This window comes from Sphingobacterium puteale, assembly GCF_050986225.1.
Classification (GTDB): domain Bacteria; phylum Bacteroidota; class Bacteroidia; order Sphingobacteriales; family Sphingobacteriaceae; genus Sphingobacterium; species Sphingobacterium puteale.
The window spans coordinates 1,075,075-1,097,552 of record NZ_CP158959.1 but is presented as its reverse complement, the minus strand read 5'-3'; the positions used below and the strand labels follow the sequence as shown (position 1 = coordinate 1,097,552).

22 protein-coding genes are annotated in these 22,478 nt (G+C 40.2%); 9 read left to right on the top strand and 13 right to left on the bottom strand.

The window, feature by feature from the left end:
* Window positions 1–23: 23 nt before the first annotated feature.
* Entirely contained in the window at window positions 24–959 is a 936-nt protein-coding gene (locus tag ABTV71_RS04555) for a DnaJ C-terminal domain-containing protein (RefSeq protein WP_121126263.1), read from the top strand.
* Window positions 960–963: 4 nt separating this feature from the next.
* Window positions 964–1,254 carry a chaperone modulator CbpM gene (locus tag ABTV71_RS04550; protein ID WP_108635895.1) on the top strand — a complete coding sequence of 97 codons (291 nt, stop codon included), beginning with the start codon at window positions 964–966 and terminating at the stop codon, window positions 1,252–1,254.
* Between the two features lie 36 nt (window positions 1,255–1,290).
* Here the strand turns inward: ABTV71_RS04550 and ABTV71_RS04545 are convergent, their stop codons facing one another.
* The 5 genes from ABTV71_RS04545 to ABTV71_RS04525 form a co-directional block, all read right to left on the bottom strand.
* Window positions 1,291–2,184, bottom strand: coding sequence for a hypothetical protein (locus tag ABTV71_RS04545; RefSeq protein WP_433902362.1), 894 nt, complete (start codon window positions 2,182–2,184; stop codon window positions 1,291–1,293).
* 12 nt (window positions 2,185–2,196) lie between these two features.
* A complete protein-coding gene (locus tag ABTV71_RS04540) occupies window positions 2,197–4,242 on the bottom strand; it encodes an energy transducer TonB (protein WP_433902361.1) in 2,046 nt (681 codons plus the stop codon).
* Between the two features lie 29 nt (window positions 4,243–4,271).
* Window positions 4,272–4,640: a BlaI/MecI/CopY family transcriptional regulator gene (locus ABTV71_RS04535; RefSeq protein ID WP_121126259.1), complete on the bottom strand. Its 369-nt coding sequence runs from the start codon at window positions 4,638–4,640 to the stop codon at window positions 4,272–4,274.
* Window positions 4,641–4,789: 149 nt separating this feature from the next.
* Window positions 4,790–5,194, bottom strand: coding sequence for an alternative ribosome rescue aminoacyl-tRNA hydrolase ArfB (gene arfB, locus ABTV71_RS04530; protein WP_433902360.1), 405 nt, complete (start codon window positions 5,192–5,194; stop codon window positions 4,790–4,792).
* Window positions 5,191–5,910, bottom strand: coding sequence for a DUF1003 domain-containing protein (locus tag ABTV71_RS04525; protein WP_433902359.1), 720 nt, complete (start codon window positions 5,908–5,910; stop codon window positions 5,191–5,193). The genes arfB and ABTV71_RS04525 overlap by 4 nt, the downstream gene beginning before the upstream one ends.
* 257 nt (window positions 5,911–6,167) lie before the next feature.
* Here ABTV71_RS04525 and bshA point away from each other — a divergent pair, with 257 nt between their 5' ends.
* The 4 genes from bshA (at window position 6,168) to ABTV71_RS04505 (ending at window position 9,912) form a co-directional block, all read left to right on the top strand.
* Window positions 6,168–7,310, top strand: coding sequence for an N-acetyl-alpha-D-glucosaminyl L-malate synthase BshA (bshA, locus tag ABTV71_RS04520; protein WP_121126256.1), 1,143 nt, complete (start codon window positions 6,168–6,170; stop codon window positions 7,308–7,310).
* Between the two features lie 74 nt (window positions 7,311–7,384).
* Window positions 7,385–8,089 carry a UMP kinase gene (pyrH, locus tag ABTV71_RS04515; RefSeq protein WP_075991132.1) on the top strand — a complete coding sequence of 235 codons (705 nt, stop codon included), beginning with the start codon at window positions 7,385–7,387 and terminating at the stop codon, window positions 8,087–8,089.
* 28 nt (window positions 8,090–8,117) lie between these two features.
* Window positions 8,118–8,681 (top strand): ribosome recycling factor, encoded by a 564-nt coding sequence (gene frr, locus ABTV71_RS04510; protein ID WP_121126255.1) that lies wholly within the window; start codon window positions 8,118–8,120, stop codon window positions 8,679–8,681.
* Window positions 8,682–8,928: 247 nt separating this feature from the next.
* Window positions 8,929–9,912, top strand: coding sequence for a sugar phosphate isomerase/epimerase family protein (locus ABTV71_RS04505; RefSeq protein ID WP_433902358.1), 984 nt, complete (start codon window positions 8,929–8,931; stop codon window positions 9,910–9,912).
* Between the two features lie 43 nt (window positions 9,913–9,955).
* Here the strand turns inward: ABTV71_RS04505 and purE are convergent, their stop codons facing one another.
* The 8 genes from purE to glyA form a co-directional block, all read right to left on the bottom strand.
* Window positions 9,956–10,465 carry a 5-(carboxyamino)imidazole ribonucleotide mutase gene (purE, locus tag ABTV71_RS04500; protein ID WP_433902357.1) on the bottom strand — a complete coding sequence of 170 codons (510 nt, stop codon included), beginning with the start codon at window positions 10,463–10,465 and terminating at the stop codon, window positions 9,956–9,958.
* 7 nt (window positions 10,466–10,472) lie between these two features.
* Entirely contained in the window at window positions 10,473–11,615 is a 1,143-nt protein-coding gene (locus ABTV71_RS04495; RefSeq protein WP_121126253.1) for a 5-(carboxyamino)imidazole ribonucleotide synthase, read from the bottom strand.
* A gap of 32 nt (window positions 11,616–11,647) precedes the next feature.
* Window positions 11,648–12,151, bottom strand: a complete 504-nt coding sequence (locus ABTV71_RS04490; protein WP_104384901.1) for an NADH-quinone oxidoreductase subunit B — start codon at window positions 12,149–12,151, stop codon at window positions 11,648–11,650.
* A 2-nt stretch (window positions 12,152–12,153) separates the two neighbouring features.
* Entirely contained in the window at window positions 12,154–12,741 is a 588-nt protein-coding gene (locus ABTV71_RS04485; protein ID WP_433902356.1) for an NADH-quinone oxidoreductase subunit A, read from the bottom strand.
* 126 nt (window positions 12,742–12,867) lie between these two features.
* A complete protein-coding gene (ffh, locus tag ABTV71_RS04480; RefSeq protein WP_121126251.1) occupies window positions 12,868–14,208 on the bottom strand; it encodes a signal recognition particle protein in 1,341 nt (446 codons plus the stop codon).
* 134 nt (window positions 14,209–14,342) lie between these two features.
* Window positions 14,343–15,038, bottom strand: coding sequence for a zinc metallopeptidase (locus tag ABTV71_RS04475; protein ID WP_121126250.1), 696 nt, complete (start codon window positions 15,036–15,038; stop codon window positions 14,343–14,345).
* 226 nt (window positions 15,039–15,264) lie between these two features.
* Complete coding sequence (locus ABTV71_RS04470) at window positions 15,265–15,855, bottom strand: RNA polymerase sigma factor (protein WP_077437828.1); 591 nt, start codon at window positions 15,853–15,855, stop codon at window positions 15,265–15,267.
* Between the two features lie 574 nt (window positions 15,856–16,429).
* Window positions 16,430–17,701 carry a serine hydroxymethyltransferase gene (glyA, locus tag ABTV71_RS04465; RefSeq protein WP_121126249.1) on the bottom strand — a complete coding sequence of 424 codons (1,272 nt, stop codon included), beginning with the start codon at window positions 17,699–17,701 and terminating at the stop codon, window positions 16,430–16,432.
* Between the two features lie 284 nt (window positions 17,702–17,985).
* Between glyA and ABTV71_RS04460 the strand changes: the two genes are divergently transcribed.
* From ABTV71_RS04460 to ABTV71_RS04450, 3 genes are all read left to right on the top strand, one after another.
* Entirely contained in the window at window positions 17,986–18,336 is a 351-nt protein-coding gene (locus ABTV71_RS04460) for a HesB/IscA family protein (RefSeq protein WP_104384906.1), read from the top strand.
* 320 nt (window positions 18,337–18,656) lie between these two features.
* A complete protein-coding gene (gene ileS, locus ABTV71_RS04455) occupies window positions 18,657–22,070 on the top strand; it encodes an isoleucine--tRNA ligase (protein WP_121126248.1) in 3,414 nt (1,137 codons plus the stop codon).
* A 3-nt stretch (window positions 22,071–22,073) separates the two neighbouring features.
* Window positions 22,074–22,460 carry a TraR/DksA family transcriptional regulator gene (locus tag ABTV71_RS04450; RefSeq protein ID WP_046674049.1) on the top strand — a complete coding sequence of 129 codons (387 nt, stop codon included), beginning with the start codon at window positions 22,074–22,076 and terminating at the stop codon, window positions 22,458–22,460.
* The last annotated feature ends 18 nt before the right edge of the window (window positions 22,461–22,478 follow it).

The following is a 22,478-nucleotide window of genomic DNA, read 5'->3' as shown; positions in this document are numbered from 1 at the left end:
TTAGGATAAAACACGTATAATTTATGGCTTTTGTAGATTACTATAAAGTGCTTGGCATTGATAAAACGGCTTCGGCAGATGATATCAAAAAAGCATATCGAAAACTAGCGCGTAAATATCATCCTGATGTCAACCCCAATGATAACGAGGCTAAACAACGGTTTCAGGAGATCAATGAAGCGAATGAAGTGTTATCCGATCCCGAGAAACGTAAAAAATATGACCAATATGGCGAACATTGGCAACATGGAGAGGAGTACGAAAAAGCACAGCAGCAATACCGACAATCCCAATCGGGCGGTGGCAATCCTTTTGGTTCCGGCGGGAACCCATTTGGTGGCGGTGCGGGTTCCTACGAGTATACCGGAAATTTTGATGATGGTCAATTCTCGGATTTTTTCGAGCAGATGTTTGGCAGTCGACGCGGTGGGGGCAGACAAAGTACCTTCCGTGGACAGGACTTTAATGCTGAGCTGAGTTTAACGCTCCAACAGGCCTACACTACTCACCAACAAACCTTTAATATCAACGGCAAGAGTATCCGTATAACGATTCATGCAGGTGTTGAGGATGGTCAGAAAATCAAATTAAAGGGCTATGGTAGCGAAGGAATCAATGGTGGCCCTAAAGGCGATTTATATATTACGATCAACATCACGCCCGATGCAAATTTCAAACGTCAGGGAAATGATCTGTACACCTCGCTGGATGTAGACCTTTATACGGCGATTTTAGGTGGCGAGGCAACACTCGACACCTTTGGCGGTAAAATAAAATTAAAGATCAAACCCGAAAGTCAAAACGGTGCAAAAATGCGGCTCAAGGGCAAAGGTTTTCCGCTATACCGGAAAGAAGGCGAATTTGGGGATCTCTACGTAAGCCTAAACATCAAAATGCCCAGCAATCTTTCCGATGACGAAAAAGCGCTATTTCAACAATTGAAGGATCTAAAGCAATAATCTTATGGAAACGACACTCATAAAAGTGATAGACTTCTGTCAGTCCAGAAAGGTTGAAACAACTTTTCTACAGACCATGGAGGAATATGGACTCATTCATATTGTCATCCAGCAGGAAGAACAATATATCGACGAAGATGAACTCAAGAAACTGGAACGTTTCTCAAATCTATATTACGATCTCGAAGTAAATCCACAGGGAATTCAGGTAGCCAATCATTTATTGGATAAGGTCGAACAACTGCAAAATGAAATCTTATTACTCAAAAATAAATTAAAAGCCCTGGATTATTAATCCAGGGCTTTTATCCCCGTCAATAAAATAGAATAATTAGAATACCACGTCCTTCTCAGTATTGATTTTAGTCTGCCAGACGATTTTATCCTGCAGCGTCGTATAGAGAATTTCATAATCTCCTTTACAAACAACGAATGAGCCATAAAAATCTTTTGGCTTCATTAGCCGATAGACCACCAATGTACGCCTCCCTTCTACATTTCCATATGCTTTCATCAGCATATATCCGGTTTTGTTAATCTTTTCCTCAGGAATCTTATAGTCAAGATGTGAACGACTTCCATCGTCCGGGCATTGTATCGCCGTCCTGCTCGGCGTAAAAATATAACGATTGCGGTACAAGGCCACGTTGGATTGCACAATATCCTTCGCCCAGGCAATGTCATTGAAATCAGCCGGAAGCAGAAAGATCATACTCACCATCTTTTCCTGCCAAAGCCTGTCATTGAACGGAATAACAAAATGCAACAGCTTTTGCCCTTTGAATTCATTTATGTTGTAGAAATATCGTCCTTCCCTGTTTTCTTCCCGCTGAAAGGCGGTCAAGTCCAATAAATGATTTCTTTTGCCTTTGACATTCGGAAAATTGTTTATCACAGCAAGCATGTCATAATTATATTTCCCTTTCATATGTCCGGTAAATAAGACCTTGTAAGCAGTATCCGGGTAATTTAGATGTTTGAGTACATTTTTGTATTTGGCAGTGACCTTACTCACATTGATCGGCCCACCATTGGATTGCCAGTTCTCTTCCTTTAAAATATCGTCGCCTAAAAATACAGCCAGGTTTTTATCGATATTGATAAAATATTCATCTCCTTCCACTGTATAGCCATTTGGAGCAATCTGATAGGATCTGCAGGAAACAAGTGCAAAAATTAGCCACACGGTGATTAACAGGAGTAAGGGTTTCTCTTTTCTTAACATCCGGGCGGTCTCCTAAGATTTTAAGTTTTGCATCTTTAGTCCTTCCCAACGATAAACATCATAAAAATCGCCGTTCACCTTCATTATTTTTAATGTCAGCTCATATTGATTTCTAACAGGACTGCCATCGAGAATACCGGGTTTCCATTTTGCTCCAGATCGCAACAGTCGGACCAACTCGTCACCGGCCTTCGTATTAGGCGTGCTGACGACTTTAAAATTATTCAGCTGACCATTTTTTTCGACAACAAATTGCACAACGACATTCCCATCTTCACCAGTTGAGTTTGGGGCGTAATTTTTCATCACATAATCACGTAAGGCAATCATCCCTCCAATAGGTTCTGACGTCACGTCTACACGCGTATAATTCTTCACATAACCACCATTAGGGGCAAATTTGTAATAGAAGGCAGCTTTGGATTCAACAGGATTGCCATCCACCAGAGCAGGTTCCCATTTTGACCGGGACAATAATTTAGTCGCTTGATCAATAAACTGTTTGTCAAGATCCGTTCTGATTTTTAAAGACTTTATTGTACCATCGGGATTAATAATAAAGTAACTTTCAATCACGGGATCAAGGTCTTTATTGGATATTTTTCGGGGCATTTTAAAATTCTGGGCAAACCAGCTGCTTAAGCCATCAACGCCGAGCTTCGGCGTAGCAACTGCTTTTTTTGCTTTAGCTGGAGCCGGCGAGCTGTCCTCTTGCATTGTATTTAAACGGATAGGTAAGGTATAGGCTACACGTACTTTTCGACCATTTTGTAGGCCGGGATTCCATTTTGCCGCACTTTTCATTAGCTTCAACGCAGCTTCACCGGTACCATAGCCCAGATCTTTTTTGACTTCAAAACTCGACAAGTTCCCATTCTGTTCCACAATGAAGGAAATTTCAATAATACCATTCACTGCGTTTTCCAATGCGGCTTTCGGGTAGTCGTAATTGTTGCCAACCCACATCATAAATTGCCGCATTCCACCAACGGGTTCAGGAAGAACTTCGACTTCGGTAAAAACGATATCTTTCCGAGGATTCGTTGTATCCGGCTGGATCAAGGCGTTTGCGCTCTCATTTGCATAAACATTGCTTCCCGCCACAGCTAGTGAAGGTTCAGCAATCGCATTCCACCGTCCTCCCGGTGCTTGGTTCCGCGAAATCAATTCTTCAACAGACATCGCTGATTCTTTTGATCCGGGTATCTCCAACTGGTTAATGGAACTTTCCATATCGGTGACAAGATCCTTCGCCCGGGTCGTGTTAAATACCAGGGTCGAAGCCGTCACCACCAATAGCATCGGTAAAATGGTTACATACAAAAGCTTATGGTTCTGTGTTGATTTATTCTTAAATAACATCATAATTCTTTTCTTTAAAAACGAATGATTAGAAAACTCATGCGTCAGCGGAAGATGATCCGTCTTCAGGGCATGAGCAACCAACATTTCGGCATAGGCCACCTTATCTGTCGAACAGATTTCGTCGGCTATACATTCGTGTTGGAACTTTAACTCTTTTTGAAAGAAATATAAAATCGGATTAAACCAGTTGAAAATTTTCAACAGCTCCATCAAAAGCAAATCGTAAGAGTGGCCCTGTTCGACATGGACACGTTCATGTAATTCGATACTGCCGCTGTCTTTAATAGACTCTCCAATGATGATTTTATTGAAAAATGAAAAACTTAGATAGTCTTGTTCGTGACGTAAAGCACGAATTAACCACTTCACCCGAGCGATCAGGAAAGCACAGGCAATCGCAACCCCTGTCCAATAGACATAGGTCATAATGTCTATCAAATAGATCGGCTGCTCCTGCGGGCTGCTAATGGCAATATCCATGTAGCCACTCAGATCCACCATCGGTATGGAATACGCGATTATCTGGGCGTTCGGTAATTCAATAAAAATCCCAATGGGTGCCAGGAGCGAGAAAAATATCATCCCGATCAAATAAACCCGATTCCATTGAAAAAAGGTGAGTTTTCGAAAAATCAGCCTATAGAGCACAAAGCCGATAATCAATGAAACATTGACAATCAATAAGTAAATCATAATCAAAAGTTTATAAGAGGTGGTTGTTGCTATTTGTTTTGTCGGATAATCGAAAGAATATCATCTAATTCTTTGACATCCAATTTATTCTCTTCCAGAAAATAAGAAAGCATACTTTTGGGAGAATTATCAAAATAATTATTCAACAACTTACCAGTGATTCCTTTTTTATATTCTTCTTTTGAAATCTTTGGCAAATACTGATGGCTTTTACCAAAAGACTCATGCGATACAAAACCCTTGGTTTCGAGAATACGCACTATGGTTGAAACTGTATTGTAAGCAGGTTTCGGTTCAGGTAGACGGTCAATGATATCTTTGACAAAACCACGTCCTATTTCCCAAAGTTCCTGCATGATCTGTTCTTCTGCTTTAGTCAGTTCTTTGAAATCTTCCATAACTCCTTTATATTAACAGTACTGTTGTAATCGATTACCATACAAGTATATAACTAAAGAAATAGTTTTACAACTATTTCTTTAGTTATATATTTAAAACACTGATTTTGAGCTAAATAAAGTTAAATTAAATACTACTTTATAACAGACTAATCCTCAAAATTCCGTCTGCGTGAAGCTTTCAGCTGGGCCTGCTGCTTCTTTCGGTCTAGTCTTTTTAACACACTGGAATAGGGTATTTTGGTTTTCTTTCTTGGTTTTATAGGCAAAAGTGCATCCTTCACCAGGTGAAGAAAACGGTCAATGGCAATTTCCTTGTTACGTAGCTGCGAACGGTCTGTATCAGCTTCCAGCTGCAAAATGCCTTCTTTATTTATGCGATTTGAGAGCTTTTCAGTCAGAATAGCCTTTTCCTCAGCTGATAAAACTGTCGAATGCTCCACATTCCATTGTAGGGTCACTTTAGAGGATACCTTATTGACATGTTGTCCCCCTGCCCCACCGGACCGTGAAAATTTAAACGTCAGCTCTCCTATTATTCCTGTTATATTCATTTGTTTTTAAATGCTTCTTCTATTTTTTCCATCTTCTTGAGCAGAAAACCTAATTTTTCGACTTGGTCACGTTGTACCTCAACGAGTTCCTGCTCTTTACGAATAATGAGATGGTCTATTTTTTCATGCAGTTCCCTAATTTCAAGTTCAGCTTTAAGGTTGACCATATAATCATTGCGTGCCCGCTCCCGGTCTTTAGCCTCTTGTCTATTTTGGCTCATCATAATGACCGGTGCCTGCAGGGCGGCGACGCAAGATAAAATGAGATTAAGCAAAATAAATGGATAAGGGTCAAAACCCTTATTATTTAGCCAATAGGTATTGAGCGCAATCCAGATCAGCAAAAATACGACGAAAGAAATAATAAATGTCCAACTCCCGCCGAATTCGGCAACTTTATCCGCTATACGCTCTCCCACCGAGGTTGCGCCGCCTACATCACTGTCTATACCTGCACTAATGACTTTATTATCCTTAAAGCTCTGTATCACTTGTTGATCCAATTGACTGAGCTGTCCAGACTCATCCTTCAAAAATTCGGTAATATAGGCTTCTTTAAACTTAGTCAATTCCGTTGCGGCAATATATTTGTCTTTCCCAAAATTGGGATATTCCTTTCGGATTAATCTATAAATAGGTTGTCGGATCGAAGCCCCCAAAATACACTGTTCGACAGGGAATTGCTGTCCTGAGATATCACTTGTGAAATTGTCCATATACCGCTTAAATGTCTACTTAAAGATAATGCTTTTTAAGTAATCAAAAAATTCACAAAACTATGGCAATTGGTTTTTGTTATTTTAGGCATAAATAGTCGAAATTTGCAGCACAAAAAATGAGTTATGAAATCATCAGGATTTATTCGCATACAGAAAAGGCGTTAAATCTGAAGCTTCATCACCTTTAAAATAGAACCGAGTGCAGCGAGTTCATTTGTACCAATGAAAGCGAACACTAAATAAAAATTATATCAATGAAAATAGGCATTGTTTGTTATCCCACATTTGGTGGCAGTGGTGTTGTGGCAACGGAGTTAGGAAAGGCTTTGGCGGCCAATGGGCATGAGATCCATTTTATAACCTACCGACAACCTGCACGCCTAGATTTCTTTTCGGAAAACCTATACTATCACGAAGTAGCAGTATCCCAATATCCGCTTTTTGACTTTTTACCTTACGAATCTGCCCTGGCCAGTAAACTGGTTGATGTTGTACGCTTTGAAAAGCTGGATCTGATCCATGTACATTACGCTATTCCCCACGCTTCGGCTGCGTTCATGGCAAAACAAATCTTGCTGACCACGTATGGCATTAATATTCCGGTGGTTACCACTCTTCATGGCACAGATATTACGCTGGTTGGAAAGGATAAGAGCTTTAGCCCGGTCGTCACCTTCTCGATCAATCAGTCAGACGGTGTAACCGCCGTTTCACAAAATCTAAAAGATGAGACACTCCGATATTTTGATATCTCCAGAGATATTAAAGTGATTACCAACTTTATCGATCTCGATAGATTCAGCAATAGGGATCGCTCCCATTTCAAAAAAGCGATTGCTCCGGGTAACGAACGGATCTTGGTCCATACCTCCAATTTCAGAAAAGTCAAAAATACAGAAGACGTTATTCGTATATTTAAGAAAGTCCATGATGTCATCCCTTCCAAACTATTAATGGTAGGTGACGGGCCTGAACGCCGCAACGCGGAGGAGTTATCCAGAGAATTGGATGTGTGTAAAGATGTTCGCTTTTTGGGTAAACAGGATGCCGTGGAAGAGATTTTATCTGTTTCTGATCTTTTCCTGATGCCTTCCAGTTCCGAAAGTTTTGGATTGGCCGCGCTAGAAGCAATGGCCTGCCAAGTTCCAGTTGTATCATCCAACACAGGCGGATTACCCGAACTCAATGAGAACGGCGTGACAGGATTCCTCAGTAATGTGGGTGATGTCGATGATATGGCCAAGAATGCAATCTATATTTTAGAAGATGCAGAACGGTTGGAAAAATTTAAAGAAGCAGCGTTAAACCATGCTAAAAAATTCCAATTGTCCAATATCATGCCTCTATACGAACAATATTACCGGGAAGTGATTGATCAAACAACAAAAGCACAATAAATATCATTTTTGGCCTTAAGGGTTGAAAAAAAAATTTTATCTTTGACCTTTGGAAAATTTCCAAAAAAACAATTATGAAATACAAACGTATCTTATTAAAACTTAGCGGTGAATCCTTAATGGGTGACCAAAGCTATGGTATCGATATTAACCGTGTATCACAATACGCTAATGATATCAAAGAAATTCACGATCAAGGTTTAGAAATAGCAATTGTTATCGGTGGTGGTAACATTTACCGCGGTTTAAGTGCTGAAAAATCAGGGATGGACCGTGTTCAGGCAGACTATATGGGAATGCTTGCCACTGTAATCAACAGTATGGCACTTCAGGATGCTCTTGAAAAAGTAGGGAAAAAGACACGTTTGCTAACGGCTATCAAGATGGAGCAGATCTGTGAACCATTTATTCGCAGAAGAGCTGTACGCCACTTGGAAAAAGGTCGTATTGTTATTTTCGGAGCTGGTACCGGAAACCCATATTTCACGACGGACACAGCAGCTTCTTTGCGTGCGATTGAAATCAATGCCGATGCAGTACTAAAAGGAACACGTGTAGATGGTATCTATACTGCTGATCCGGAGAAAGATCCTAGTGCAACAAAATTCGAAGAGATCTCATTCACGGAAGTGTATGAGAAAGGGTTAAACGTCATGGATATGACTGCTTTTACCCTTTGCCAAGAAAATAAATTACCCATCATTGTATTTGACATGAACAAACCTGGCAATTTGTTGAAACTTGCCAATGGTGAACATGTAGGAACTGTGGTAAAATAATTAAAATCTGTATAAAACGTAATCTTATATGAACGAACTAATTTCAATTGAATTGGACGATTGTAAAGACAAGATGTCCAAAGCAGTTGCTCACACGGAGTCTGAATTAACAAAAATTCGCGCCGGTAAAGCTTCACCATCTATGTTGGATGGTATCTCAGTCGATTATTATGGCAGCGCGACTCCGCTTTCGCAAGTAGCTAACATTAATACAACTGATGCACGGACAATTGTCATCCAACCTTGGGAAAAATCGCTCATCAACGCAATTGAAAAAGCTATTACGGATGCTAACCTTGGCATCAATCCTCAAAATGATGGTATCGTAATCCGCTTGAATGTCCCTCCTTTGACTGAAGAAAGAAGACGTGACCTGGTGAAAAAAGTAAAAGAAGAGACTGAAAGAGGCCGAGTAGCTATCCGTAATATTCGTAAAGATGCCAATGAGTCCATCAAAAAATTGAAAAATGATGGTGCCTCAGAAGACGAGATCAAAACTGCCGAAGGCGAAGTTCAAAAATTGACTGATGCATTTATTGTAAAGGTTGATAAATTGGCTGAACTGAAAGAAAAAGATATCATGACTGTTTAAGTTGCTATTCTTAAACAAACAAAACGAGGATGTTCAAAAAGATTGAATATCCTCGTTTTGTTTATGGTATTCGTATTCCGGCACCCACTCTCATTAAATATTCAGCAGGCGCCCCCTTTTACTTTCCGGCAGCTTCTTCCTTATTTTCCGATAGTTCAATATGATCCGTTTACAAAATATTCCGCGACGTTTTATTGATATTTGACCAAAATAATTGTACATTGTACACTAACACATAATCAGTTATATGATGAACAATTCTCGCCGTCAATTTTTAAAGCAAGCTGGAATAGGTCTTTCGGCAGCTTATCTGATGCCCAACTTGATATCTTGTCAAAATAAAACGGGCGCCGTCAGTGACAATCCCCTGCAGAACATAGGTGTACAGCTCTATTCCATACGGGATTTAATGGATAAAGATCCAAAAGGCTCTTTGGAGCAAATTGCAAAAATTGGCTTCAAACATGTTGAGCTATATGGTATTGATCCTGCCGCCAAACAATTCTGGAAATTACCTTATAAAGAGCTAAAAAAGATTTTGGATGACAACGGCTTAAAAACTCATTCGGGTCATTATGATATGTCTAAATATCTCAGTAAATCCCATACCGATAAAGAAGATTTATCTATTTACTTTGATGCAGCAAAAGAGCTCGGTCAGGAATATGTTATTGCGCCAGTTACACCAATGTTCGATATTAATGCACTTAAAAAAGACGATTATCTCTATGCCGCAGAACAACTTAATAAAGCAGGAGAACAGGCGAAGAAACTCGGATTAAAAATTGCATACCACAACCATTTCTGGGAATTTAGAGATCTGGGGAATAATACAATGGGGGAAGAAGTCATGTTAGCTTTCACAGAACCTGATCTAGTGGATTTTGAACTTGATCTTTTCTGGGCCGAGAAAGCCGGGAAAAATCCGATATCCATATTCGAAAAATTCCCGAATAGATTTAAACTATGGCATGTGAAGGATATGGACCGCACAAAATCCAATCCGATCGAATGGCCTAAGGACGGCGAGTTACCGGTTGAACAGATCTTTAAAGATATCAGATATACCGAAGTTGGTACAGGAAGTATCAATTTTACCGAGATTGTCAAAGAGAAAGCTAAAGCAGGGCTGAAATATGCATTCGTGGAGCAAGACAACATCTATATGCCAAATAAGATGGAGAGTCTTAAAAAGAGCTACGATTATGTGCAGGCAAATCTGATCAAATAGAAAAGGGAAGCAAATGCTTCCCTTTTCTATTTGATCAATTCCATTAGAACTGTGTATCCTCCACTTCAACGGCTGTCTCAATCACTTTACGCGCCAGTTCTTCCTTGAAGTCAATAATATTTTTACTGATCGTCTCATCATGAGTTCCTAGAATCTGAGCAGCCAAAATACCTGCATTTTTTGCAGCATTTAAGGCAACTGTAGCCACTGGAATTCCGTTGGGCATCTGCAGGATTGATAAGACCGAATCCCATCCATCGATAGAATTAGAGGATTTTACGGGAACACCGATCACAGGTAAATGTGTAATTGACGCGACCATTCCCGGTAAATGTGCTGCCCCGCCAGCTCCTGCAATAATCACTTTCAATCCGCGGGATGCCGCATCTTTCGCATAATCAAACATGCGTTGTGGCGTACGGTGTGCCGAAACGATGGTAACTTCAAATTCCACTCCAAGGACTTTGAGGACATCAATGGCATCCTGCATAACTGGAAGATCAGATTTACTTCCCATGATAATGCCTACCTGGGCCTTATTATTGATTGACATAGTATTATTAGGCTTTAACTTTTAATATTTCTTGTACTTTTCTTGCATTGGAGATTGCTTTATCCCGATCATCATTGATGATACATACGTGGCCCATCTTGCGAAAAGGCTTTGTATATTTCTTGCCATACAGATGCAAATAAACTCCTTCCATCGCCAATACCTCTTCTACGCCATCATATTTTGCTAAACCTTCGTAGCCATTTTCGCCCAAAAGATTGATCATGACCGCATTTGTCCGACATCTCGTATCGCCCAATGGTAAATTGAATATTGCTCTTAAATGTTGTGCAAATTGAGAAACATAATTGCCCTCTATCGTTTGATGTCCGCTATTATGCGGGCGCGGAGCCAGTTCATTCACCAAAATATCTCCGTTTTTCGTTAGGAACATTTCTACAGCAAGCAGGCCCACGATCTGCAAATCGTCTGCAATTTTCTTTGCAATTGCTTCCGCGCGCTGTTGAATTTCCACGCCATACAAGGATGGCGCGATAAGAAACTCAACCAAATTAGCTTGTGGATTGAATTCCATCTCTACCATCGGAAAGGTGGAGACATCCCCCCGATCGTTACGGGCGACAATGACAGCGATTTCCTTTTCAAAATCTACCCACTCTTCAATTAAACTCGGTTCTTCAAAAGCATCCTGAATATCCGCTTCAGTAACAATTTTCTTAACCCCTTTTCCATCATAACCATCTTTACGCAGTTTCTGAATGTAAGGTAGGCTCAGGGCAGGATTTTTTAAATTATCCTTTGTTGATATCAATTGAAACGCTGAGGTCGGGATATCATTTTGTTTAAAGAACTGTTTCTGCAACCCCTTATCTTGGATCAGGCGAATGATACGCGACTGTGGGTAAACGACTACGCCTTCCTCTTCCAGTTTCTCCAGGGCATCAACATTTACTTTTTCGATTTCGATCGTTATCAGATCCAGATCTTTTCCAAAATTATATACTGTCTCAAAATCACTCAATGAACCACATTCAAACTTATTGCACAGCTTCCGACAAGGGGCATTCTTATCAGGATCCAACACATGAACGTTTACATTGTAATTAATGGCTTCCTGGATTAACATTCTTCCGAGTTGACCACCACCAAGAATGCCTAATTGCAGTTCGCCATAAAAATCTTTTGCCATAATTGATTTTAAAATCTTATAAAATTTATCTTCTAAGCTTTTTCCTTGAACAATTGTTCGCCTAATAAACTTTCTTTATCTATCTTCTTTTGCAGTTCAATAAATGCACCGATAAGGGCTTCTGGACGTGGAGGACAACCTTGAACATACACATCCACCGGGATGATCCGATCCACTCCCTTAACCACATGATAGCCGTGTTGCCAATAAGGTCCGCCACAATTGGAACAGGATCCCATCGAGATCACATATTTAGGATCGGGCATCTGCTCATATAGTTTTTTTATACGGTCAGCCATTTTGAATGTAACTGTACCTGCGATTATAATAACATCAGACTGTCTCGGCGAAGGCCTTGGAAAAACGCCCATCCGATCCAGGTCATAAGTCGAGGCCATCGCCCCCATCATCTCGATCGCACAACAGGCAATGCCAAAACTCATGGGCCACATCGACGAAAGTCTCGCCCAGTTTAGCAAATCATCCAATTTGGCAACGACGACACCATTATTTTGCAGTTGACTATCTAAACTCATGCTTACTCAGTTTTTTTAAATCGAGGTTTAAAAGCGATCTTTGGAGCAGCTGCCACTTCCTGTGCGACAGTATTCTCCATAGCCACGTCTGCCGGCTCCCTATAGTCCCGCACCTGATAGGTACGATTATTCAATGTGGAATAAGCACTTTGAGGAATATTTACAGGAACCTTAGGCAAAGATACATTGGGTTTCACCCATTCGAGATCGCCTTTTTTCCAGACAAAAACTAATCCCAAGATTAATATGCCGATAAACATGGCCATTTCAATCATGGTAAACCAGCCCCATCGACCATCTGCGGCAATGTATTCCGATTGCCCAAATACTGTTGCCCATGGAAAAATAAAAATAAGCTCCACATCAAACAACAGGAACACCAAGGCAATGACGTAGAATCGAGGATTAAATTGTACCCAAGAGGATCCGACAGGATCTTCACCACATTCGTAAGTGCCAGATTTAATGGGATTGTTCTTTTTGGGAGAAATTAAACGTGCTAGAAAAATGGTCGCACAGACTAACAGCGTCCCTATCAACAGAATGATAAGGATTTTGCCGTATTCCGATAATTGCGCGGGGTCATCCATAATAATTACAAATTTAACAATTATTTCGTTTACTCGAGCGAGGAACTTGAAATTACGAATTATTTATTAAAAAAATGGGGCATTGTATGCCTACAATGCCCCATACGATATAACTATACACTAAAATTACATTTTTCCTGGCATTTTAGGCATATTGCGCATCAGCTTAGCGGCCATCGCCGGGTTAGACATTTGCTTCATCACCTTTCGCATATCACCAAATTGCTTCAACAATTTGTTTACTTCATTAATGTCTGTTCCGGAACCTTTGGCAATACGTAAACGACGTTTTTGGTCAATTACATCCGGATTTTCACGCTCAAAAGGAGTCATCGAATCAATGATCGCTTCAATAGGTTTGAACGCATTGTCATCGACTTCAATATCTTTCATTGCCTTTCCTACGCCGGGGATCATGCCCATCAAATCTTTCATATTACCCATTTTTTTGATCTGTTGGATCTGGGATTTGAAATCATTGAAATCAAATTTATTCTTACGGATTTTCTTTTGAAGTTCAGCAGCTTGCTTTTCGTCAAACTGTTGTTGTGCACGCTCTACCAAAGATACCACGTCACCCATACCCAAAATGCGGGATGCCATACGATCGGGGTAGAAAACATCCAATGCATCCATCTTCTCTCCGGTACCGATAAACTTAATTGGCTTATTGACAACGGATTTTATGGATAGCGCAGCACCACCGCGTGTATCACCATCCAATTTGGTCAATACAACACCTGTAAAATCAAGGCGATCGTTGAATGTCTTCGCTGTATTGACAGCATCCTGACCCGTCATCGAGTCAACTACAAATAAGATCTCATCCGGTTTTGTTGCTTCCTTAACCGCAGTGATCTCTACCATCAAAGGCTCATCTATCGCCAAACGACCAGCGGTATCAATAATGACTACATTATGGCCATTGCGTTTTGCCTCTTCAACACCTGCTTTGGCAATAGCAATCGGATCCGTTGATTCTCTATTGACATATACAGGTACACCAACTTGCTCAGCGAGTACCTCCAACTGGTCAATGGCGGCCGGACGATAAACGTCACCAGCGACCAATAATGGCTTTTTGTTCTTTTTATCTTTCAGGTATAAGGCTAACTTTCCGGAAAAAGTTGTTTTACCGGCACCGTTCAGACCCGCGATCAAAATAACAGTAGGATTTTTACCAGTCTCCAGCTCGGTAACAGATCCGCCCATCAATGCTGTCAACTCATCATTCATGATTTTAGTCAACAATTGACCCGGAGAAATACTTGTTAAAACGTTCTGCCCTAAAGCTTTTTGTCTAACATCATCTGTAAAAGTTTTAGCAGTCTTGTAATTCACGTCGGCATCCAACAATGCCTTGCGAATTTCTTTCATCGTTTCAGCAACGTTAATTTCGGTAATACTGCCTTGCCCTTTTAATACCTTAAAGGCTCTATCTAGCTTATCTTGAAGATTTGAAAACATAAAATCTGAGTCTTATTCTATATAAACAGCAAAGTTAAAAAAATAGTCTGTAGTAACCTCATTAACACCCTATAAAAAATGCGACCATTAAAAATAATCGCATTTTTTATATCCTAAAGTTGTTAAATCGTTCTTTACTCGCTCCTACGCCCGCCAAATAACATCGACGCATAGTATAAAAGTGTTACCAAGGCACTCAAAGCAGCAACTACATACGTCATGGCAGCCCATTTCAACGCATCCTTCGCACCATCGTGCTCCTCACCGTTATAGGTAACTCCGGCATGGTTTAACCAGGCTAGCGCCCTGTCTGATGCATCGAATTCTACCGGAAGTGTGATAAATGAAAAAATTGTTGTAATAGCCAAAGCACCTACCCCTACGGCCAGCAGCCAAGGATTACCGCCTTTGGAAAATGCAAATAACATCACACCGAGCATTAGCACCCATGAGGTCAGTTTGGAAGCCACATTGACCATAGGTACCATTGCCGAACGGAAACCCAACCATTTGTAAGCCTTTGCATGCTGAACAGCGTGACCACATTCATGCGCCGCTACTGCCGCCGCCGCCACACTACGACCACTATACACTTCAGGACTCAGGTTTACCGTTTTATCCGATGGATTATAATGGTCGCCCAAGCGATCAGGAATGGAGATCACTTTCACATCATATATACCGTTATCGTTGAGCATTTTTTGCGCAATCTCAGCACCCGACATCCCATTCCCCAACGGCATCTCCGAATACTTTTTAAATTTGTTTTTAAATCGTGTCTGGACAATCAGGCTTACCACCATTATTCCAATAAATAAAATCAAGTACATAGCTTTTATATTTTTATCGTTTTATCTTTTAATAGTTTCTATATGACTATCAAACCCTATTCCAATTCCCATAAATTGATTAAGACATGAATTTCTAAGATAATAAAAAGCTTATAACTGACAAAAAGAACAAATTCTTCTGATGCCGACATGACATTGTTGCATAAAAAAGGGGTGAAAACCTCACCCCGTTATTGTTATTTTCTAAATTATAGTATTTTTTCCACTATCCCATCTGAAAGACTAAATCAGAGCCTTCAATCATTTTACGAAGATTGCTCAAAGCATAGCGCATTCTTCCTAACGCAGTATTGATACTCACCTCTGTTATCTCGGCAATATCCTTAAAGCTCATATCACAAAAATGACGCATAATCAAAACCTCTTTCTGATCATCAGGTAGTTTCTGTATCATTTTCTTTAAATCGACATCGACCTGTTGTTTCAGCATTTTAGACTCAGCGCTTTCATCACTGAACTCCAACACTTCAAAAATGTCAAAACCATCTGCATTTACAATATTGGGAGCCCGTTTGGCTTTCCTGAAAAAGTCAACGATCATATTATGCGCAATACGGATCGCCCAAGGCAAAAATTTCCCCTCTTCGTTGTATTTGCCCGATTTTAAGGTATTGATGATTTTAATGAAAGTCTCCTGGAAAATATCTTCAGCAAGATATTCGTCTTTTACTTTCATATATATAGAGGTGTAAATCTTCGATTTATATCGATTCAACAATGCCTCTAGGCCAGACTCCTGGCCACCGACATACATTTGGATCAATTCTTGATCACTCTTACTTTTCAAAAGTCTCATACGTCACTTACTTTTTTAGCAGTTCGCAATTAAATTATCAGTTCTGTTGTAAAATGTAAATGTTTAGCGTATAGTGTTCCTTTCTTATTGTAAAACAATCAATTAATACTATCTCAAAGTACCGTAAAATTATTGAGTAATCAAATTTTTACATTTTATTTTAAGACTTTTTAACATTTTAAAAATTAAAAACTTCCTTCCTTTTACAAAAAAAGCACCTGACATACTTAGGTCTGCTTCGACTTATCCGATGAATCACGCTGACCCAAATTGACAGATAACAGGGAGCTTACAAGAACCTGGTCCGGCCCCCATTGGATGAAAGCGTATCAAGCCTCTGTTAGTTCGTTGTTTTAATTAGTATAAAACGCCTATTATTCCAAAAGTTGTCTCCTAATTTCCAACAGGGAATTATAAACCGGTTTCGCAGTCCATACTGCCTCGAACATGACATCTTAAAAGAAGGGAACGAACATAGGCAGAGCCGGGAGTTGCAAATGTAGCTTAGGTCCAAAACGAAAAATAGCGGAACCACCCTGGAGTGATTCCGCTATTGTATAGCGAGGCAGTCGTCTTATTTATACAATGGAAACTCGGCCATCATGGCTTTCACCTTACCATGAATTTTATCCAATTCGGCATCGTTCGATGCATTTCGCAATGCTTCGTCAATCAATTCTCCGATTTGAACAATTTCATTTTCTTTGATGCCACGTGTCGTGATTGCTGCAGTGCCAAAACGTACTCCTGAAGTCACAAAAGGTGAACGTGTATCAAAAGGAACCATGTTTTTGTTGGTTGTGATACCCGCTTTGCCCAATACTGCTTCTGCTTCTTTACCTGAAATATCTTTGTTGCGCAGGTCAACCAACATCAAGTGATTATCTGTACCGCCAGAGATAATTTTATAATCTTTATCGACGAAGTACTTCGCCAATGCAGCCGCATTTTTCTTCACCTGAACAATATACTCCATATAATCATCGGATAGCGCTTCACCGTAAGCAATTGCTTTTGCAGCAATGGTATGTTCCAAAGGACCACCTTGCGTACCTGGGAAAACAGCAAGATCCAACAATTGCGTTATTGTACGGGTCTCGCCTTTAGGCGTTTTGATACCCCAAGGATTTTCAAAATCCTTACCTACCATAATCATACCGCCACGTGGGCCACGTAATGTCTTATGTGTAGTTGTTGTCACAATATGACAATGAGGAAGTGGATCATTCAATAAACCACGAGCGATCAGACCTGCAGGGTGGGAAATATCTGCCAAAACAATCGCACCGATTTCATCAGCAACTTTACGGATACGGGCATAATCCCAATCACGTGAATAAGCCGAAGCACCACAGATGATCATTTTTGGCTTTTCACGAAGAGCAGTCTCCTCCAATTGCTCGTAATCAATCAAACCTGTATCTTCTTTTACACCATAAAATAATGGTTGATAGATCTTACCAGAAAGATTTGCCGGTGATCCATGAGTCAAGTGTCCACCGTGCGATAAATCAAGACCTAAAATTTTATCGCCGGGCTTGATTGTCGCCAAAAAAACAGCAGCATTTGCCTGTGCACCAGAGTGAGGCTGAACATTTACCCATTCTGCGCCGAACAATTGTTTCGCACGGTCAATAGCGATGGTTTCAATCTCATCCACAACTTCACAACCTCCATAGTAACGTTTTCCCGGGAGGCCTTCTGCATATTTATTTGTCAACACTGAACCAGCAGCTTCCATCACTTGTTTTGAAACAAAGTTTTCCGAAGCAATTAATTCAATACCTTCTTCTTGGCGTTTAAGCTCATCAGCTATTAAATTAAAAATGGCTTGATCTCTTTCCATTGTTTTTAAATGTTGTAAAGTAAATTTTGTTTTTATTTTAATGCCTCAAAGATAGCATATTCCATAAAGAATATCGACAAACAGCCATATTTTATTAAATATTCTTAGGAAAACAGCCTTATTTATGCGAATTACCTAATTCCCATACGATCTTTTTAAATATTAATTCAAGCGTTCCTCTCCCCAAAAATTGAATGTTTTGTAAATGTCAAAAAATGCAATACAAACAATTTGCGACTTAAAATATGTATTTTTGCTTAAGAATTGGCTAAAACAATATCAAAATGAGCACAGAACATACAGCAATTGCTCCCGTTACCTTAACGCAAGGAGCAATCAAGGAACTCAATAAATTAAAGGATCAGCAAGAAATCTCTGATGATTTTGGTTTACGTGTTGGTGTAGAAGGCGGTGGTTGTTCGGGTATGAGTTACATCCTGGGCTTTGACCAGAAAAAAGATGGAGACAACGAGTACGAAATTGAAGGCATCCGCATATTTATGAACAAAGCCCACGGCCTATATCTTGCAGGCATGGAAATTGATTTCAAATCAGGACTTGATGCGAGAGGCTTTACTTTCAATAACCCAAATGCGACAAGCACCTGTGGGTGTGGAAGCAGTTTTTCAGCATAAGTTGAAATCTATACATATTTCAATAAAAGCGGGATTGCAAGTAGCAATCCCGCTTTTATTTTAGCTTTCTAGATAGATGTGGATCTATTTTCGGTGTTCTTTTATTCGCCCGTTCCCACAACAATTTAACGGTTTCTCAGCATTTAACTCGATCTCAGCGCGGAGCATTCTCGCGTAATACTCCATTCTTATCCCCTGGCAATATTTTTGAAAAGATTGAGTCCTTTATATAATGATATTACAGCAACAAAAGCCTCTTCCTTTTTCCATCATAATTCACTAAATTAGCGACCTTTAGAAAAGAAGCATACAACAGTCTGATGTACAAAGAATATAAGCAGTTAAATTTACCGGAGATTGGTAAAGAGATTTTGACCCGTTGGGAACAGGAAAAAATATTCGAAAAAAGTATCAATAATCGCCCTGAGAGCAAGTCATATACATTTTTTGAGGGGCCACCTTCTGCAAATGGAATGCCTGGAATCCATCACGTAATGGCTCGTACGATTAAGGATATTTTCTGTCGTTACAAGACATTGAAAGGCTACCAGGTGAAACGAAAAGGAGGTTGGGATACCCATGGTCTCCCGATTGAGCTTGCTGTCGAGAAAGCCCTTGGTATTACTAAGGAGGATATTGGCAAAAAGATTACCGTAGAAGAATATAACGACGCTTGCCGCAAGGAAGTAATGAAATACACGGATGTATGGAATGACCTAACCAACAAAATGGGCTATTGGGTTGATCTTGAACATCCTTACATCACCTATAAAAACGAATACATCGAAACCTTATGGTATTTGTTAAAAGAACTTTACAAAAAGGGTTTATTATACAAAGGTTACACCATTCAACCTTATTCACCTGCTGCGGGTACAGGTTTGAGTTCACATGAGCTTAATCAGCCGGGCACGTATAAAGATGTGAAGGATACAACCATTGTTGCTGAATTCCGATTGATCAAAAGCCAGCTGCATCCAGCTATTGAAAAATTAGTGGATGATGAAGCCGAAGATGTTGCATTTATCGCCTGGACAACTACACCTTGGACCTTACCTTCCAATACAGCTTTGGTTGTTGGCAAGAAAATAAACTATGTCAAAATCAGAACGTTCAATAAATATACGGGTGCACCGGTATCTGTTGTATTAGCGAAAGATCTGATCAGTAAACACTTTAAAGCTGAAGGTGAAAATGCCTCTTTCCAAGACTACAAATTGGGCGATAAAGTAATCCCTTGGGAACTTGCGGCTGAATTTGTGGGCGAAGAACTTGTAGGCTTGCGCTATGAACAGTTGCTGCCTTATATCACCAATGAAGATCTACAGGAAAATGCTTTTCGCGTCATCCCCGGTGACTTTGTGACCACCGAAGATGGTACGGGTATCGTGCATGCTGCGCCTACTTATGGTGCAGATGACTTCCGGGTAGCGAAAGAACATGGTGTTCCGGGTATTTTGGTAAAAGACGAAAATGGAAAAGATGTTCCTACAGTAGACCGTACAGGCCGTTTCGTCAATGAAATCACGGATTTTGCAGGACGATTTGTAAAAGAAGAATACTACAGTGCTGATGAGCGTGCGAAAGAAGATTTCAAACCTACAGACGTATTGATCTCGATCAAACTTAAGGAGGACAATAAAGCCTTTGATGTTAAGAAATACGAGCACACCTACCCACACTGCTGGCGTACTGACAAACCGGTTTTATACTATCCATTGGATAGCTGGTTTATCCGTACAACTGCCGTAAAAGAGGACTTGGTTGCTTTAAATAAAACAATCAATTGGAAACCTGAAGCTACCGGAACAGGACGCTTTGGAAACTGGCTGGAAAACCTGGTAGACTGGAACCTTTCACGCTCACGCTACTGGGGGACTCCTCTTCCTATCTGGCGTTCGGAAGATGAGAATGAAGAGGTTTGTATCGGTTCGTTACCGGAATTAAAATCTTTGTTGGAGGCTTCACTGACTTCGGATGTCCTATCGGCAGATGAGAAAGCGAAAAACCAGGCTTACCTGGATAAATTTGATACAGAAAAGCTGGATTTACACCGTCCATATGTGGACGATATCGTTCTTGTTTCTGATGCCGGTCAAAAATTATTCCGTGAGCCTGACTTAATCGATGTATGGTTCGACTCAGGTGCAATGCCTTATGCCCAATGGGGATTGGATCATGAGAAATTGGCAAAAGGTGAAGAGTTTCCTTTTAAAGACGGATTCAATCATGCATATCCGGCAGACTTCATTGCGGAAGGTGTTGACCAGACTCGTGGCTGGTTCTTTACGCTACATGCGATCTCCACGATGATGTATAAATCAGTTTCTTTTAAAAACGTGGTTTCCAACGGTCTGGTATTGGATAAGAACGGAAATAAGATGTCCAAACGTCTAGGTAATGGCGTTGATCCATTTTCAACAATAGATCAATACAGTGCCGATGCTACTCGTTGGTATATGATCAGTAATGCAGCTCCTTGGGATAACCTAAAATTCAACATGGAGGGATTGGATGAGGTACGTCGTAAATTTTTCGGCACGCTATACAATACCTATGCATTTTTTGCACTTTATGCCAATATAGACAAGTTCTCCTACGCAGAACCAGATATTGCATTGGAAAACCGTCCTGAAATCGATCGTTGGATCATCTCATTACTCAATTCACTAACGAAAGAAGTGGATGAATATCTAGCGGATTACGAACCGACAAAAGCGGCTCGTGCAATCCAAAATTTTGTGGACGAACACCTGAGTAACTGGTACGTCCGTTTGTGCCGCCGACGCTTCTGGAAGGGAGAATATACAGAAGATAAAATTTCTGCCTATCAGACATTATATACTTGCTTGGATACCATTGCGAAATTAATGTCACCGATATCGCCATTTTTCTCGGATAGACTGTTCCTGGATTTGAATACTGCAACAAATAAAGAGCAAGTTGATTCTGTACACTTGGCGAACTTCCCGGTATACAATGAAAACTTGGTAGACAAAGATCTGGAAGAACGTATGGCCCTGGCACAAGACATCTCCTCTTTGACACTTTCATTGCGTAAAAAAACGTCGATCAATGTGCGTCAGCCATTGAACAAAATCCTCGTCCCAGTACTGGACAGTGCTTTCCAGGAGAAAGTAGAAAAAGTAAAAGATTTGATACTTTCGGAAACTAATATCAAAGATATTGAGTTCATTACGGATACAACAGGTATTATCAAGAAAAAAATAAAACCAAACTTCAAAGCTCTTGGCGCGAAAGTTGGTAAGGATATGAAGTTAGTCTCTTCAGCTATCCAATCGTTGACTATAGAACAGATCAGTACCTTGGAATCAACTGGTGAATTGGCCTTAGCTGGCACACCATATACTATTCTATTGAGCGATGTAGAAATTATAGCAGAGGATGTGGAAGGATGGCAGGTTGCCAATCTAGGTAAATTGACCGTAGCATTGGATGTCCATATCACCGAAGAATTGAAGAAAGAAGGTTTATCAAGAGAATTGATCAACCGTCTACAAAATCTACGGAAGGAAAAAGGGCTTGAAGTGACGGATAGAATTAACGTAAAGTTAACAGCTACCTCAGAAGTAGTCAATGCTGCGAAAGAAAATTTATCGTATATTTGCACCGAAATTCTAGCCGATTCATTGGTATTTGAAGATTCACTAACTGAAGGAGAGACCATCGAGATCGATGGCAAAGAACTTAAGGCATTAATCCAAAAAAATTAAATTATGGCAAACAACAACGAGAAAACACGCTATAGCGATTCAGAATTACAAGAATTCAAAGATATTATCTTGGACAAGCTTAGAATAGCAAAAGAAGAGCTTTCCTCGTTGACAGCAACGCTTAATAACAGCAATGCGAATGGTACAGATGATACTGCGGGGACTTACAAGACCTTAGAGGATGGTTCTGCAACGTTGGAAAAAGAGCAAACCAACCAATTGGCTGCGCGTCAAAAGAAGTTTATCGACAACCTTGAAGCAGCCTTGGTACGCATCGAGAACAAAACGTATGGTATCTGTAGAGAAACCGGAAAACTGATTCAAAAAGAACGTTTGAAAGCTGTCCCGCATACGACATTGAGCATCGAAGCGAAAAACAAACAATATTAATTTTAAGCAAAAATATAT